The sequence below is a fragment of the Paraburkholderia sp. A1BS-2L genome (assembly GCF_051125205.1).
Taxonomy (GTDB): Bacteria; Pseudomonadota; Gammaproteobacteria; order Burkholderiales; family Burkholderiaceae; genus Paraburkholderia.
Genome location: NZ_CP120430.1, coordinates 736,851 through 751,502 on the forward strand (window position 1 = coordinate 736,851; position 14,652 = coordinate 751,502).

The window sequence follows — 14,652 nt, forward strand, 5'->3', positions numbered from 1 at the left end:
CGGGATGAGTTTCCTGTACAAATCCGACCCGGTACGGGGCGCGCAATGGGCTCAGCGCTTCGCACAAAAAGCGCCCGACCTCGCGTTCCGGATCTGGCCCGACATCGGCGATCCCAACGCCGTCCGCTATCTTGCCGCGTGGCAGCCGCCGGACGACCCCGTAGCACTGCTGCCGAACCTCGAGGTCGTGTTTTCGGTGGCGGCCGGCATCGACCAGTTCGATCTGTCGAGCGTGCCCGCGCATATCCCCGTCGTGCGGATGATCGAGCCGGGCATCGTCGAAGGCATGGTCGAGTACGTGACGCAGGCCGTGCTGACGATCCACCGCGACCTGTTCGACTACGCGGCGCAACAGCGCGCGCAGGTGTGGGGCGAGAAGCCGGTGCGCGCGGCCGCGTCGCGCCGCGTCGGCGTGCTCGGCATCGGCACACTGGGGCAGGCCGTGCTCGACATGCTGCGCCGCTTCGGTTTTCCGTGCGCCGGCTGGAGCCGCACCCCGCGCACGCTCGACGGCATCGACTGCTACGCGGGCGACGCGGCGCTTGATGCGTTCCTCGCCCGCACCGACCTCCTGATTTGCCTGCTGCCGCTCACCGAGAGCACGCGCGGGCTGCTCGGCGCGCGCGTGTTCGACGCGCTGCCGGCCGGTGCATCGCTCGTGCAGGTCGGGCGCGGCCCGCAGCTCGACGCGGCCGCGCTGCTCGCGGCGCTCGACGGCGGCCGGCTAGACAGTGCGATCCTTGACGTGACCGATCCGGAGCCGCTTCCGGCAGGCCACCCGTTCTGGACGCATCCGCGCATCCGGATCACACCGCACATTGCCAGCGCAACGCGGCCCGGCACCGCGGTCGACGCCGTGCTCGCGAACATCGCGCGCCATCGCGCAGGACAGCCGATGATCGGCGTGGTCGACCGCGCGCGCGGCTACTGACGCGCGCGCTTCCCAGCGGGGCGTACAGCAGAAAATGCGGAAGCGTCCCGTGCAAACGCCGTGTCCATACGTTTCAGGCCGCAAATTGAAGGCGCATGCGGATTTCTCGCCCGGTAGCATGAACTCACCGCTGACAACCGACGAGAGTCCCGCCCCGCCATGAACCAAGCCGAGCTGATCGAAGCCGATCGTCAACACCTGATCCACCCCGTCGTCAACTATCGCGCCCACGAGGCGCGCGGCGTCACCATGCTCGAGTCTGCGGAAGGCGTGTTTCTGCGCGATGCCGAAGGCCATACGCTACTCGACGCATTCTCGGGCCTGTGGTGCGTCAACGTCGGCTACGGCCGCGACAGCATCGTCAAGGCCGCGGCCGCGCAGATGGCGAAGCTGCCGTACGCGACCGGCTATTTTCATTTCGGCTCGCAGCCCGCGATCGAGCTGGCCGACCGGCTCGCGTCGCTCGCGCCGCCGTCCCTGAACCGCGTGTACTTCACGCTCGGCGGCTCGGACGCGATCGACTCCGCCATGCGTTTCATCACGCACTATTTCAACGCGACCGGCCGCCCGTCGAAGAAGCAGATGATCGCGCTCGAACGCGGGTATCACGGTTCATCGTCGATCGGCGCCGGCCTTACCGCGCTGCCGGCGTTCCACCGCCACTTCGACCTGCCGCGCGCGGACCAGCACCATATTCCGTCGCCCTACCCGTACCGCCACCCGCTCGGCGACGATCCGCAGGCGCTGATCGCCGCGTCGGTCGCCGCGCTCGAGGCCAAAGTCTCGGAACTCGGCGCGGACAACGTCGCGGCGTTCTTCTGCGAGCCCGTGCAGGGCTCCGGCGGCGTGATCGTGCCGCCGGCCGGCTGGCTGCGTGCGATGCGCGACGCGTGCCGGCGCCTCGGCATCCTGTTCGTCGCCGATGAGGTGATCACCGGCTTCGGCCGCACCGGGCCGCTGTTCGCATGCGAAGCCGAACGGGTCGACCCGGACCTGATGACCGTCGCGAAGGGGCTGACCGCCGGCTACGCGCCGATGGGCGCAGTGCTGATGTCCGACGAAATCTACGAAGGCATTGCAGGCAGCCGGTCAGAGTCGGCCGTGGTCGGACACGGCTACACGTATTCCGCTCATCCGGTCAGCGCGGCGATCGGCCTCGAGGTGCTGAAGCTCTATCACGAAGGTGGACTGCTCGCGAACGGCCAGGCGATGGGGCCGCGCTTTGCCGCGGGACTCGACGCGCTGCGCGCGCACCCGCTCGTCGGCGATGCGCGTTCGATCGGCCTTCTCGGCGCGCTCGAACTGGTGGCCGACAAGGCGAGCAAGACGCGCTTTGACCCGGCGCTCGACTTGCCCGACAAGATTGCCGCCGCCGCGTATGCGAACGGCGTGGTGTTCCGCGCCTTCAGCGACGGCGTGCTCGGTTTCGCGCCGGCACTGAGCTTCACCGCGGGCGAGTTCGAGCTGCTGTTCGAACGCGTGCGCAAGACGCTCGACGACGTCCTGGCCGATGCGGCCGTGCAGCGCGCGCTGGACGTCGCGCACTCGCAGCCAGCATGAGCCAGTATGGGAAGCCGGGCTTGTGGCGGCCAACGTTCGACTCTAAAGTAACCAGACATTCCATTTTCGCCTTTTCACGTGAACATTACGGACAGCAAGCTGGATCGCATCGACCTGCGCATCCTCTCCCAGTTGCAAAAGCGCGGCCGCATGACCAACGTCGAGCTGGCCGATGCGGTCGGGCTATCGCCCAGTCCATGCCTGATCCGGGTGAAGCGGCTCGAGAAGGCCGGCTACATCGGCGGCTACGGCGCGCACATCCAGCTCGAGAAACTCGGCGACGTGCAGGTCGTGTTCACCGAGGTCACGCTGGCCGACCACCGGCGCGAGGACTTCGACCGTTTCGTCGCTGCGATCCGCAACGTCGACGAGATTGTCGAGTGCCACCTCGCGAGCGGTGGCTACGACTATCTGCTGAAGTTCGTCACACGCAGCGTGAGCCATTACCAGACGATCGTCGAAGGGCTGCTCGAGCAGAACATCGGCATCGAGAAGTATTTTAGTTACGTGATCATCAAGTCGCCGTTCGTCAAACGGCACTATCCGCTCGAATCGCTGTTCGGCGAACGAAACTGACGGTCGATGTGCGCACCTGCAACGCGGCAGCCCGCTGTCCGCGCGGGAGTCGCGCGCCCGCACCGCCGCCGTCGTCGCTGGATCGCTTCATCCAAGGACCTGCCATGCCGCTTACGCTGACCCGAACCGAACTCCTGCGCTCCGCCAACCTGATCGACGGCACATGGCGCGACGCGCTCGACGGCGCTCGCTTCGACGTCGTCGATCCGGCGACGCTCGAGACCGTCGCCCACGCCCCCGACAGCGGCGCGGCCGACGCGCGCGCCGCGGCCGACGCGGCCGCACGCGCGCTCCCCGCATGGCGCGCGACGCCCGCTCGCGAACGCGCTGCGATCCTGCGCGCCTGGCACGCGGCAATCGTCGCGCACACCGACGATCTCGCGAAGCTGATGTCGCGCGAACAGGGCAAGCCGCTCGCGGAGGCGCGCGGCGAAGTCGCCTACGGCGCATCGTATGTGCTGTGGTTCGCAGAGGAAGCAACGCGTACGTACGGCGACATCATTGCGCAGCAGCAGCGCGGCAAGCGGCTGAGCGCGGTCAAGGAGCCGATCGGCATCGTCGCCGCGATCACGCCGTGGAATTTCCCGCTCGCTATGATCGCGCGCAAGATCGCGCCCGCGCTCGCGGTTGGCTGCACGGTGGTCGCAAAGCCTGCGGAGGACACGCCCCTGACCGCGCTCGCGCTCGCGTTCCTCGCGCAGGAAGCCGGCGTGCCGCCCGGTGTGCTGAACATGATCGCCGCGTCGCGCGAGCGCGGCATCGACGCGGTAGCCGATTGGCTCGCCGACGGCCGCGTGCGCAAGATCACGTTCACCGGATCGACGCCCGTCGGCAAGCTGCTCGCGCGTGAGTCGGCCGCGACGCTGAAGAAGCTCTCGCTCGAGCTCGGCGGCAATGCGCCGTTCATCGTGTTCGACGACGCTGAGCTCGATGCCGCGGTCGACGGATTGATGGCGGCCAAGTTCCGCAACGGCGGCCAGACCTGTGTGTCGCCGAATCGCGTGTACGTGCAGACCGGCATTTACGATGTATTCGCCGCGAAGCTCGCCGCGCGCGTGGCAGAGCTGAAGGTCGCGCCCGCGACCAATCCGGCCGCGCAGATCGGCCCGATGATCAACGCGCGCGCGGTCGACAAGATCGCGCGTCATGTCAGCGACGCCATCGAGCGCGGCGCACGCGTGCTCGCGGGCGGCAAGCGTCTGCCCGAACTCGGGCCGAACTACTACGCGCCGACGGTGCTCGCCGACGCCACCGCCGACATGCAGCTCACCTGTGAGGAAACCTTCGGTCCGGTCGCCGCGCTGTTTCCATTCGACACCGAGGACCAGGCCGTCAACGCGGCGAACGACACGCCGTTCGGGCTCGCTGCGTATTTCTACACGCAGGACTTAAGGCGGATCGCACGCGTGTCGGCGCGGCTCGAGACGGGCATCGTCGGGATCAACGAGGGGGCGCTCGCGAGCGAGGCCGCGCCGTTTGGCGGCGTGAAGGAATCGGGCTACGGGCGCGAAGGCTCGCGCTACGGCCTCGACGACTACTTGTCGATCAAGTACCTGTGCCAGGGCGGGCTCGACTGAGTCGCGCCGAATCCGTGATTCCGCCGCCCTACCAGCGCCGGATATCAGGATTCGCCGCCAAGAGAGGAACGTTCACAACGGATTCCATCTCCATTAATCCGTTCTACAAAATATTTGAGTTCCACCGCGAGCGCAACCACTGGGGGCTATACAACTGCAACCGCCTCGATCTCGATCTTCAGACCGAAGTGCAGTGCCGGAACCGGCACGACGGCGCGAGCGGGTCTCGCATCGCCGGCCCAGCGCGCGTAGATCTCGTTGAAACTCGCCCAATGCCCGACATCGACGATATAGACGCGGACCTGGGCCAGTTTCTTGACGTTGCTGCCTGCACCGACAAGCGCGGAAGACAGATTTGCCAAAACCTGCTTGGCCTGCGCTTCAAAAGAGCTGTCCGTGAGTTTTCGGCCGGTTGCGTCGATCGGAAGTTGACCCGATACAAAAACCAGGCCATTTGCAATTGAAACGTGACTGTAGTGGCCGCCCGGCGTTGCCAGCCCAGCGGGGTTCATCGTTTGAGGGTACTGCGTACCGTGTTCATACTGATCCATAAAGTCCACTTTAAGTACAATAAACCGGCAGGCGCGCTGCGCCGTGCCAGGCGGGAAGGCTGTCAGTTTTAGAGTCGCCTCGCCAGTCCGCCTCCAGTGTGGATCGGCCCACGGCGGTTGCCAGCTGACGCGACGTACTATAGAAATAAATATCTTGGTCGTGTTTAATAACTGATGAATCCGTCGTTAGCGAGTTCTTAATGCTTCAGCTCGAAGACATGCAGTTGCTCCGTGCGCTTGGCGTATCAAAGTCGCTTGCGGCCGCGGCCAGGTTACTGGATCTAACGCCGCCCGCGGTTACGGTACGTCTTCAGCGCATAGAAGAACGTATCGGGGTGAGCCTTGCGACACGCGCAGCCAGAGGCATTTCTCTCACTGAGGAAGGCCACCGCTTCGTTCAGGAAGCGATCGAAATCCTGGAGCGGATCGAGTCCATTGCGTCCCGCGTCTCGGGAAAGGCGAGCGGTGTTAGCGGCCATTTACGCGTCGTAGCACCGTTCGGGTTCGGCAGGGAATACGTCGCGCCGCTCGTTCGGGACTTGCATCGCTCGCATCCCAATTTGGGGATTTCGCTGGTTTTGTTCGAAAGTCCGCTCGCTGCCGCGTCGGGCGCCGACGTAGTCATTTCGATCGGCCACATCAAAGGATCGTCTTGGGTAGGACATTACCTGGCCCCGAACGAGCGCTTCCTCTGCGCGAGCCCCGCTCTTGCATATAGCTTGTCACAGCTTAAGCATCCGTCCGAACTCACCCGCCACGCGTACCTGACGCTACGAGAAAACGACGAAGACGTGACGCGTCTGCGTTTCAGTCAATACGACGCCAAAGGCAAACGCATCAGCAAGGCCGTAACGGTTCGCCTGAACAGCATTTTGTCTTCGAACGACGGCACCGTGGTGAGGGATTGGGCGGTTGACGGCCTCGGCGTTGTCGCGCGATCCGAATGGGATTGCGCACGGCTAATCACCGAGGGAAAGCTAAAGCGCGTGTTGCCGGCATGGCGCCTTGAACCCGCACCGGTAATAGCCCTGACGCCCACGCGTCAGGGCTTGACCATCCGTCAGCGCGTGTTTTTGGAAGCCGCGAAGCAAGCCTTCGACCCAGTGCCCTGGCGGAATTGACTCAGCATTGAACGTTGCTTAAAGGTGGATTTATCGGTCATTAAGCACAAGTTCGCAGCGAACTCCTATAGTGGCTTTTCTTCACGCGCGAGGTTGGCATCGAACATCGATCGCGCGAATACTCGCCAGGAGTTACAGATGAACTTGGAGTCATTGAACACCCCCGCAGCGTTGATCGATGTGGTTCGCATGCACCGCAACATCGAACGGATGCAGCGACACATGAATGCGCTCGGCGTGAATTTCCGGCCGCACGTCAAGACAACCAAATGCGAGCAGGTGGTCACCGCGCAAATGAAGGCCGGCGCACACGGTATCACGGTGTCCACGCTCAAGGAAGCCGAACAGTTCCTGGCACGCGGCATCCGCGACATCGTATACGCAGTGGGCATGGCCCCGACGAAACTCCCGCAGGCACTGGCGCTGCGCCGGCAAGGCTGCGACCTGAAGATCGTTGCCGATAGCGTCGTATGCGCCGAAGCCATCGTTGCATTCGGGCGGGAACACAATGAACGGTTCGATGTGTGGATCGAGATCGACGTGGATGGCCATCGCTCGGGCATTGCACCCGAGGATGACACGCTTCTCGCAGTCGCAGCGACGCTTTCCAACGGCGGGATGCATCTCGGCGGCGTCTTGGCCCACGCGGGTTCCAGCTATGACTACGACACGCACGAGGATCTCGTCCGCATCGCGGAACAAGAACGTTCGCGCTGTGTGCGCGCCGCCGAGCGCATTCGCGCGGCCGGCCTGCAGTGTGACGTCGTCAGCATCGGATCGACGCCGACAGCGCTGGCCGCCGAACATCTGGAAGGCGTGACGGAAGTTCGCGCTGGCGTCTACGTGATGTTCGATCTCGTCATGCATAACGTGGGCGTCAACGACACGTCAGAGATTGCATTGAGCGTATTGACTACTGTCATCGGCCACCAAAGCGAGAAAGGCTGGGCCATCGTCGATGCGGGCTGGATGGCAATGAGCCGCGACCGGGGTACTCACCGCCAGAAGCGCGATTTTGGCTACGGCCTCGTCTGCCTCGAAAACGGGGAGGTGGCAGGCGGATATGTGATGAGCGGCGCGAACCAGGAGCACGGCATAGTGTCCCGGTCAGGAACGCCAGATCACGACATCGAGCAGCGCTTCCCAATCGGGACACGTCTGCGCATCCTGCCCAACCATGCGTGTGCCACCGGCGCGCAGCATCCCGTCTATCAGGCCGTCGGTCCTGACGGAAGAGTCGAAACCTGGCCACGCTTCTATGGCTGGTAAGAGATAACGCCATTCCCCGTTGACAATCCAGTCCGGACACGGGAACTCGCCCTGCGAGTGCTCTTACCTGCGGGCGGCGCTGGATAAGCAGCGGATTGTCGCACTGCATCGCCCCCAGCCGTTCATCTCCAGCCTGTTCGCCACCGAAACGTAGTCCGACGGCATGATCGCGCGGGACCACCGGACTTATTGTGTGAGATGAGGCAACCGGCAACCTCGCAGGTTGCTCAGTCGGAGTCCCCATAGCGCCTTGCGATGCAGAACATCAACAGGCCAAAACACTGCAAAACCGCCATTCCAAGAGCCATGTAGAGGGTGCTGTCGAGCAGCATGGGAACCAGCAGGGCCGAGGACAGGAAGTTGCCAAACTGCTGCACGGTGACGTAGCAGCTTGACGCCAGGCCGCGTCTCTCCGGAAAGCAATCCAGCGCGAGAACCATCAGGAACGGCTGTGTCATCATCATGCCAAGACCAAAAACCGGTAGCGCCACCAGCGCCCACGGCATCGGTGACGCGTGCATCGCGTTGACGCCGATGTTGATCCCACCGGCCACGACCATCACGAGATGGCCAAGCAGCACATTGCGCGCCGCACTGCCATGCCCGGCGGTACGGTGGGCGACTGCGGCGCCGGCGACCAGTCCCACCACGATCGGAATGAAAAGGTAGCCGAACGACTGCTCTCGAAGGCCGAGATGCTTCACGACGAAGGTCGGCGCGGAGAGGACATAAAGGTAGATTCCGAGATTGACCGCTGCGTTGGCGAGCGCTAGCGCAACAAAGCGCGGCTTCGCGAACAACGCGCCATATGCGCGCGCAACCGGGACGGGATGCAGCGGATGCCGGCGCGCCGGCGGCAGCGTCTCCGGGACGAGAAACCAGCTGATCACGACGAGCGATGCCGACAGGAACGCGAGGAAAAGGAAAATGCTGCGCCAACCCGTCCACAGCAGCAGCCACCCGCCACAGACGGGCGCGATAGCGGGTGCGAGCGCGAAGATCATAGCGACCAGTGCCATGATTTTCTGCGCCTCGGTTCCGTGGAAGACGTCGCGCACCATCGCCCGGCCAATGATGACGCCGGCCCCGGCACTCATGCCCTGCAGGGCACGACCGGCGTAGAGCAGCGATATGCCCGGGGCGGCCGCGCACATCAGCGATCCAACGGTGAACAGCACGTTGCCGGCAAGAATCATCCCGCGGCGGCCGACCGCATCAGAGATCGCCCCATGCCACGGCACCATCAGCGCGAAAGGCAGAAGGTAGGCTGACAACGACTGCTGGATGTGAGCGGGTGTAGCGTGCAGCGCCTGCGCCATGATGGAAAATGCCGGCAGGTACGTGGCGATCGCGAACTGTCCAAGCATCGAAAGCCCGGCAACGAGCACGATGATCGTCCGGGTGTGAAAACCTTGCGGTTCAATCTCTGCCGTAAAGGGCACGTTCGACATTCACAGACTCCAGCTTCATGTTGTCCTCAGGTTCGCATTCAGCCCACTTGCGTATGGCCTTCTTGTCGATCTTGCCTACGCTCGTCTTGGGTATTTCCGTCACGACCGAAATCCGGGGCTCTTCGGGAACGGCATACCGGCTGATGCGTTTTGCGTCGACATAACGCAGCAGATGCTGGCGCACATCGCCGGGGCCGAGCACGCTCCCATCCCGGCACACCACTACGACGAATGGACGCTCTCCCCACTTGTCATCCTTGACGCCGACCACTGCACATTCCTGCACGTTCGAAAGTTCGCCAATCAACCCTTCGATCTCGATCGAAGAAACCCATTCTCCGCCAGTCTTGATCACGTCCTTGATGCGATCGACGATCTGCACATGACCGTCCGGCGTCATGACCGCGACGTCCTGCGTGTGCAGGTAGCCGCCGGCCCACAGCGCCTCGGACGCCTCCGGCTGATTGTGGTACCCCTGCGTGAGGAACGGCGCTCGCAGGACGATTTCACCCGGCGTCTTGCCGTCACGGGGCACGTCGTGCATGTCGGCATCGACGATGCGGAGTTCCACCATCGGCGATGCCCGCCCCGTCATGCAACGCCTGCGGATGTTCTCGTCCTGATCGGCCGGAGTGCTGCCGGGAGGAAACTGCGATAGCGCCACCGTCGGACCCGTTTCCGACATTCCGTAGCCCGCAAATACGTCGATGCCGCGCTCGACGGCGGCGCGGCATAGCGCGGGTGACAGCGCCGAACCCCCTATGATGATTTTCCAGCCCTGCAGATCGGCACCCTCACGGGCAGCGGCATCGAGCAGCATCTGCAGGATCGTGGGCACGCAGTGCGAGAAAGTCACCTTCTCAGTCTTTTTGAGGTCCAGCAGCATCTCCGGCACATAGCGTCCGGGCAACACGATACGCAGTCCGAGCAGCACCGCCACATACGGCAGGCCCCATGCCAGCACGTGAAACATCGGCGTGATCGGCATGTACACGTCTTCGCGGTGCAGCCGCTGCCCATCGTGCGGAGAACACAGAGTCATCGCGCTCGTCATCGCGTGCAGCACGATTTGCCGGTGGCTGTAGTAGACGCCTTTCGGATCGCCCGTGGTGCCGGAAGTGTAGAAAAGCGCCGCACGCGTGTTCTCGTCGAACTCGCAAAACGCAAATTCCGGCGAGGCTTGCTCGAGCAGCGCATCGTACTCGCCTGCGACGGGGAGCGTGCTCGACGGCATCGGGTTGCCGTCGGCCAGCACCAGCACTTGGCGCACGTATTTCAATTCCGTCTGGATCTGTTCGAGCACGGCCAGGAAATCCATGTTCGCGAGCACGACTTCGGCCTTCGAGTCGTTCAGCGCATACGCGATCTGCTGGGGCGACGTGCGTACATTGACGGTCAAGAGTGTCGCGCCCATCATCGGAATCGCGAAGTAGCTTTCGAGGTAACGGTGACTGCACCAGTCCATCACGGCAACGGTGCTCCCGTGCCGCACACCGAGCACCTCGAGCGCGGAAGCGAGCTGTCCAACGCGTTTGCGCATGTCGGCAAACGTGTAACGCAGCTTGTTGCGGTAGGTGATCTGCTGTCCTGAACTCAGGCTCAGCGAATTCAGCAATAGCTGCTTGATGAGCAGCGGGTAAGCGTATGCCGAAGGCGTCATAGCAATCAAGCTATCTGGTTTATCGATCGCCTGCACGAGAGGTTCCTCCGTCTGGAATCGGAAAATTGCCGCGTCCTTGCGCGACTTGTCGATTCGTGACACAACCTCCAGGAGGGCTCTGCCTGAAGGTTGCGATGAACTATCTACACTACCTCGCCAGCGCGGCATTCCGCGCAGCGTTGTCCCTTAACGGCCCAACCAACGTTGCGTCGTCGAGTCTTCACATCGCTGTCTTGCCGCCGTTCACGTGAATGATTTGACCGGCGATATACCTCGACCGATCCGACCCAAGAAACACAATCGCATCGGCCACCTCCTCGGGGGTTCCGATACGCCCAGCCGGTATTGTTGCCGCAACCATTTCGAACTTATCGGTACCACCCGCAATGCGCTCAAGCATCCCTGTATCGATCGGCCCCGGAGCCACGGCATTCACCCGGACGTTTGACTTGCTCGCCTCGAGCGCCGCTGACTTCGTCAACCCCTCGACTGCGTGCTTGCTGGCCACGTACATTGGATTGAGTGCATTGCCACGACTTCCCATCGTGGAAGAAAGGTTGACAATGGCACCGCAGTTTTGCGCAAGCATCACCCGCAGTTCGTGCTTCATGCTCAGGAATGTTCCCAAAACGTTCGCATCGAATGTGGCTGCATAGGATTCGACTGTCTGCCCGACGATCGGCCCAGGTGTGCCCTCCGTTCCTGCACTGTTCACCGCCACATCGAGTCGACCGAAACGGGAGACGACAAAGTCGATGAGATTGGCGACCTCGGCCTCCTTGCTCACATCGGCGGCCACGAAATCGGCCTCTGCCCCCATCTCGCGAAGTTCGGCAACGAGCACAGCGCCCGCGGCCGCGTTACGGCCGGAGCAGACCAGCCGGGCCCCATCGCGGGCAAAGGCAATGGCTGTCGCACGGCCGATGCCGGCAGTGGCCCCGGTAACAAGCACAATCAAAGGATTCACATAACCTCCAGCAGTGAGTAAATATTCGCTTGCCGCAGCATTCCAGCGGCATCGGAACAGAATGTGGCCACCAGCTACCGACGGCCGCTTACCAACGTTCCCTTACAACAAGTCGCTCAAGTAGTCGTCAGAATGTATGACGAAGCCCGATCATCGCGCCTGTCGTGTTGCGTCCCGGCGCAGGTGGCGCACCGTACGCGAGTTCCTGATTCATCGCGCCGCGATTGGACACGTAGCCGAAGTCCGCATGAAGCATCGTCGATTTGGAAAGCATGTAGAGGGCGCCCAGAATGTAGGCGGTCGACTGGTTTTTCGAGTGCTTCTCGTCGCGCACGTAATACACGCCCGACGTCACACCAAATGCGGGAGAAAACTGGTAGCCGAGGCCACCCGTCCACATGTCGAAATCCCCAGACGTTGCACCAAACGCAGGATTGCCGTTCTCGTACGCGGGTTGCCGGCCGTTGCTGAAAGAGCCCGAAACGGAGAAGCCACGCCAAACGTACTTTCCACCGAAATAGACAAAGCGGTTGTTGTCCAGACCGGTTGCCGGAACGGCAGGCGTCGCCGGGTAGGTCGGCAGGAACGGGTTGGTGTCGTGTGCGTTGTAGTAGACCGCCGCGAGATTCAGGCCGTAGTTCGAGTATCTGAGCACTGCGGACTCGTGGGACCCGGCCGAGAAATTACCAGGGATGCCACCGAACGCGTACTCCAGCGAAACCGATGCACCATAGAAGGACGGGGAATTGTAGACAATTGCATTGCTGTCATACAGCGAACCTATCGTCCCGTTTGTACTCGTGCCGGGCCAGCCGGTGGAGGTTAGCATCGACAACCAGGCGGTCAACACGCTGCCGAAGAATTGTGCGCCGCGCACGTCCGTATCGGAGAACGCATACGCCATAGGGGCAAACTGGCGACCGGCGTTTAATGTGCCGAATGGGCCGGACACCCCGACGCTTGCCACCTGGTTGAAAATTGCGGCAGCGCCTGGCGTGTCTGAGAGCTGTAACCTTCCCGTCCCGCTGTCGAACGATCCTTGCAGCTTGAAGTTGATCGCATAGCCACCGCCGACATCCTCCCTTCCGACCATCCCGAGGATGCTGGAGAACATACCACCGTCCTTGTAGCGGACGACCGAACCCCTGTTGGGATTGACAGCCGGATGAGGTGCGAAACTGGTTGCCGAAGTGGTTTGCCAGAGCAGGGATGAATCCACCGCCCCGTACAAAGTAACCGAGGACTGCGCGTGTGCGACACCGGCGCTGACGATTAGCGCAGCAGGGATCTTTGTTTTCCACGCAATTTTGGAATCCATATTAATCATATGGTTAAATCAGTAGTGATGCAAACAAATCTCCGCTGCCACAAGCGGATTTTTCTATAATCAGATTACCGTCTGCGGCAGGAAGAACTTTTGGAATCTTAAGTGAACGCGCGTCCTTGAATCGCCGTTGTAACCGGCCGCCAAACAAGTTGACTGCAAGTCCTGCGATGCATCGTTCCTGCAGTGATCCTTCGCGCCATACGCCCTGAAGTAATCCTGCCGCCACTGATGCCGGTGGGTGCCGCTAAATGGCGATGTCCGCTACCAGGGATTTTTTTTCTGCGGCTACGACAATTTTCAAATCAGACTCGTAGCTCCTTGCTGCCAGCAAATAGCACAATGCGGCTGCAATACTGAAGCACGGCATAATTTCGAGCGCTTTCTCCAACCCCCACAGATCCGAGAGGACCCCAGCGACAAACGGCCCCAAGGCAAGTCCAAACAGGTTTTGGAAGAGCGACAGCATGGCTCCGGCCGTCGAGCGCAGGGCTGGATGCATGATATCGAGCACCACACCGACCCCGACGCCACCCGTGCACGCCATGAGAAACCCGCCTGTCGCGATAGGGAAGAAGCCCGCGACTCTTCCAGAAAAAGCTGATACAAGCACAACAAAGGTAAGGATGCACAACGGGGCAGTCACCAGCAGTTTGTTGCGCGCGCGGCGAGTTCCGAAACGATCTGCGACATAGCCCCAAAAGAAGGTACCGATACCGCCAAGCAATACGACAAATGCTGCTTGCTTTGCCGCCTGGCTGCCAGCAATACCGTGGAAGCGCGTGAGATAGCTTGGCAGCCACGCCCACACCGTGGAAACGGTAACGACCTGGAGAGAGGTGCCAATGCACGTCCACCAAACCGTACGCGAACTGGTAAGCCCACGCACAATACGGCGCATACTCGCGAGCATCGATGTACCGGTCTGACCTTTCCCACTTTGCGCGATTGAGACTGTCTTGTAGTCGCGTACCATGAGGTAAAGGCATGAGACGATAATGCCTGGAATACCAACCACACCAAATGCCGCCCGCCATCCCCAGCGCGCCGCAATGATCCCACCGAGGAGCACCCCGAGCACAGCGCCGAGGGAACTTGCAGCGAAGAGTGCCCCCAGAAGAGCTGAACGCATCCGCCTCGGGAATAGCGTGGCAATCAATGCCGCTCCGACCGAGCCATATCCTGCCTCACCGGCACCCACCATGGCACGGGCAATAAACATCTGTGCGTAATTCGCGGTAAACATGCAAGCCATTGTCGAAAGGCTCCACACAGCCCCCATTACAAATACGCTTTTGACACGGCTGAATCGATCAGCGATCAGGGCTACAGGCAAACCAGCGAGGGCAACGACAATGGAAATGATGGAAACGAGGCCTCCGAGTTGTTTATCAGATAGATTCCAGACCGCCTTCAGTTGTGGGAACAGGGAGACGACGACCTGACGATCGACGTAATCGAACAGCATCAAAACGAATGTCATGGCGAACGCAAACCATGCTTGCGCGCGTCCGCAAATATAGCCATCGCGATCACCGACTCTATCGCTTTCGATATGTTGTTGCATGTCTCCTCCGCTAATTTTTATGCCCAGCCTGTAAGCATTTTCGAGTAATTTGTTTCCCCATCGACTTCGGCACTTATCAGAACAGTCAGATTTTCAAA

12 protein-coding genes are annotated in these 14,652 nt (G+C 61.9%); 6 read left to right on the forward strand and 6 right to left on the reverse strand.

Going from position 1 to position 14,652, the window contains the following annotated elements:
• Positions 1-4 precede the first annotated feature (4 nt).
• The 4 genes from P5W98_RS27900 (at position 5) to P5W98_RS27915 (ending at position 4,644) form a co-directional block, all read left to right on the forward strand.
• Entirely contained in the window at positions 5-931 is a 927-nt protein-coding gene (locus P5W98_RS27900; protein ID WP_421027943.1) for a 2-hydroxyacid dehydrogenase, read from the forward strand.
• A gap of 159 nt (positions 932-1,090) precedes the next feature.
• Positions 1,091-2,491: an aspartate aminotransferase family protein gene (locus tag P5W98_RS27905; RefSeq protein WP_421027944.1), complete on the forward strand. Its 1,401-nt coding sequence runs from the start codon at positions 1,091-1,093 to the stop codon at positions 2,489-2,491.
• Between the two features lie 84 nt (positions 2,492-2,575).
• Positions 2,576-3,067, forward strand: a complete 492-nt coding sequence (locus P5W98_RS27910; protein ID WP_421028052.1) for an Lrp/AsnC family transcriptional regulator — start codon at positions 2,576-2,578, stop codon at positions 3,065-3,067.
• Between the two features lie 104 nt (positions 3,068-3,171).
• The gene (locus tag P5W98_RS27915; RefSeq protein WP_421027945.1) at positions 3,172-4,644 is read left to right on the forward strand and encodes an NAD-dependent succinate-semialdehyde dehydrogenase; all 1,473 of its coding nucleotides are present in this window, start codon (positions 3,172-3,174) and stop codon (positions 4,642-4,644) included.
• Positions 4,645-4,790: 146 nt separating this feature from the next.
• On the opposite strand, the gene P5W98_RS27920 is transcribed toward P5W98_RS27915, so the two are convergent.
• Positions 4,791-5,195 (reverse strand): RidA family protein, encoded by a 405-nt coding sequence (locus P5W98_RS27920; RefSeq protein WP_421027946.1) that lies wholly within the window; start codon positions 5,193-5,195, stop codon positions 4,791-4,793.
• A gap of 200 nt (positions 5,196-5,395) precedes the next feature.
• Here P5W98_RS27920 and P5W98_RS27925 point away from each other — a divergent pair, with 200 nt between their 5' ends.
• Both P5W98_RS27925 and P5W98_RS27930 read left to right on the forward strand, forming a co-directional pair.
• Positions 5,396-6,316, forward strand: coding sequence for a LysR substrate-binding domain-containing protein (locus tag P5W98_RS27925; RefSeq protein WP_421027947.1), 921 nt, complete (start codon positions 5,396-5,398; stop codon positions 6,314-6,316).
• Between the two features lie 138 nt (positions 6,317-6,454).
• Positions 6,455-7,585: a DSD1 family PLP-dependent enzyme gene (locus P5W98_RS27930; protein ID WP_421027948.1), complete on the forward strand. Its 1,131-nt coding sequence runs from the start codon at positions 6,455-6,457 to the stop codon at positions 7,583-7,585.
• A gap of 227 nt (positions 7,586-7,812) precedes the next feature.
• Here the strand turns inward: P5W98_RS27930 and P5W98_RS27935 are convergent, their stop codons facing one another.
• The 5 genes from P5W98_RS27935 to P5W98_RS27955 form a co-directional block, all read right to left on the reverse strand.
• Positions 7,813-9,036: a multidrug effflux MFS transporter gene (locus P5W98_RS27935; RefSeq protein ID WP_421027949.1), complete on the reverse strand. Its 1,224-nt coding sequence runs from the start codon at positions 9,034-9,036 to the stop codon at positions 7,813-7,815.
• The gene (locus P5W98_RS27940) at positions 9,005-10,696 is read right to left on the reverse strand and encodes a fatty acid--CoA ligase (protein ID WP_421028053.1); all 1,692 of its coding nucleotides are present in this window, start codon (positions 10,694-10,696) and stop codon (positions 9,005-9,007) included. The genes P5W98_RS27935 and P5W98_RS27940 overlap by 32 nt, the downstream gene beginning before the upstream one ends.
• A gap of 220 nt (positions 10,697-10,916) precedes the next feature.
• Complete coding sequence (locus tag P5W98_RS27945) at positions 10,917-11,663, reverse strand: SDR family NAD(P)-dependent oxidoreductase (RefSeq protein ID WP_421027950.1); 747 nt, start codon at positions 11,661-11,663, stop codon at positions 10,917-10,919.
• Positions 11,664-11,790: 127 nt separating this feature from the next.
• The gene (locus tag P5W98_RS27950; RefSeq protein WP_421027951.1) at positions 11,791-12,981 is read right to left on the reverse strand and encodes a porin; all 1,191 of its coding nucleotides are present in this window, start codon (positions 12,979-12,981) and stop codon (positions 11,791-11,793) included.
• Between the two features lie 253 nt (positions 12,982-13,234).
• Positions 13,235-14,554 carry an MFS transporter gene (locus P5W98_RS27955; RefSeq protein WP_421027952.1) on the reverse strand — a complete coding sequence of 440 codons (1,320 nt, stop codon included), beginning with the start codon at positions 14,552-14,554 and terminating at the stop codon, positions 13,235-13,237.
• Positions 14,555-14,652: the final 98 nt, after the last annotated feature.

Bases quoted from the DNA above. Each gene is read 5' to 3' on its own strand.
- P5W98_RS27950 (WP_421027951.1), bottom strand. From the start codon at position 12,981: ATGGATTCCAAAATTGCGTGGAAAACAAAGATCCCTGCTGCGCTAATC.
- P5W98_RS27935 (WP_421027949.1), bottom strand. From the start codon at position 9,036: ATGTCGAACGTGCCCTTTACGGCAGAGATTGAACCGCAAGGTTTTCAC.
- P5W98_RS27915 (WP_421027945.1), top strand. From the start codon at position 3,172: ATGCCGCTTACGCTGACCCGAACCGAACTCCTGCGCTCCGCCAACCTG.
- P5W98_RS27925 (WP_421027947.1), top strand. From the start codon at position 5,396: ATGCTTCAGCTCGAAGACATGCAGTTGCTCCGTGCGCTTGGCGTATCA.
- P5W98_RS27920 (WP_421027946.1), bottom strand. From the start codon at position 5,195: ATGGATCAGTATGAACACGGTACGCAGTACCCTCAAACGATGAACCCC.
- P5W98_RS27900 (WP_421027943.1), top strand. From the start codon at position 5: ATGAGTTTCCTGTACAAATCCGACCCGGTACGGGGCGCGCAATGGGCT.
- P5W98_RS27940 (WP_421028053.1), bottom strand. From the start codon at position 10,696: ATGACGCCTTCGGCATACGCTTACCCGCTGCTCATCAAGCAGCTATTG.
- P5W98_RS27905 (WP_421027944.1), top strand. From the start codon at position 1,091: ATGAACCAAGCCGAGCTGATCGAAGCCGATCGTCAACACCTGATCCAC.
- P5W98_RS27930 (WP_421027948.1), top strand. From the start codon at position 6,455: ATGAACTTGGAGTCATTGAACACCCCCGCAGCGTTGATCGATGTGGTT.
- P5W98_RS27955 (WP_421027952.1), bottom strand. From the start codon at position 14,554: ATGCAACAACATATCGAAAGCGATAGAGTCGGTGATCGCGATGGCTAT.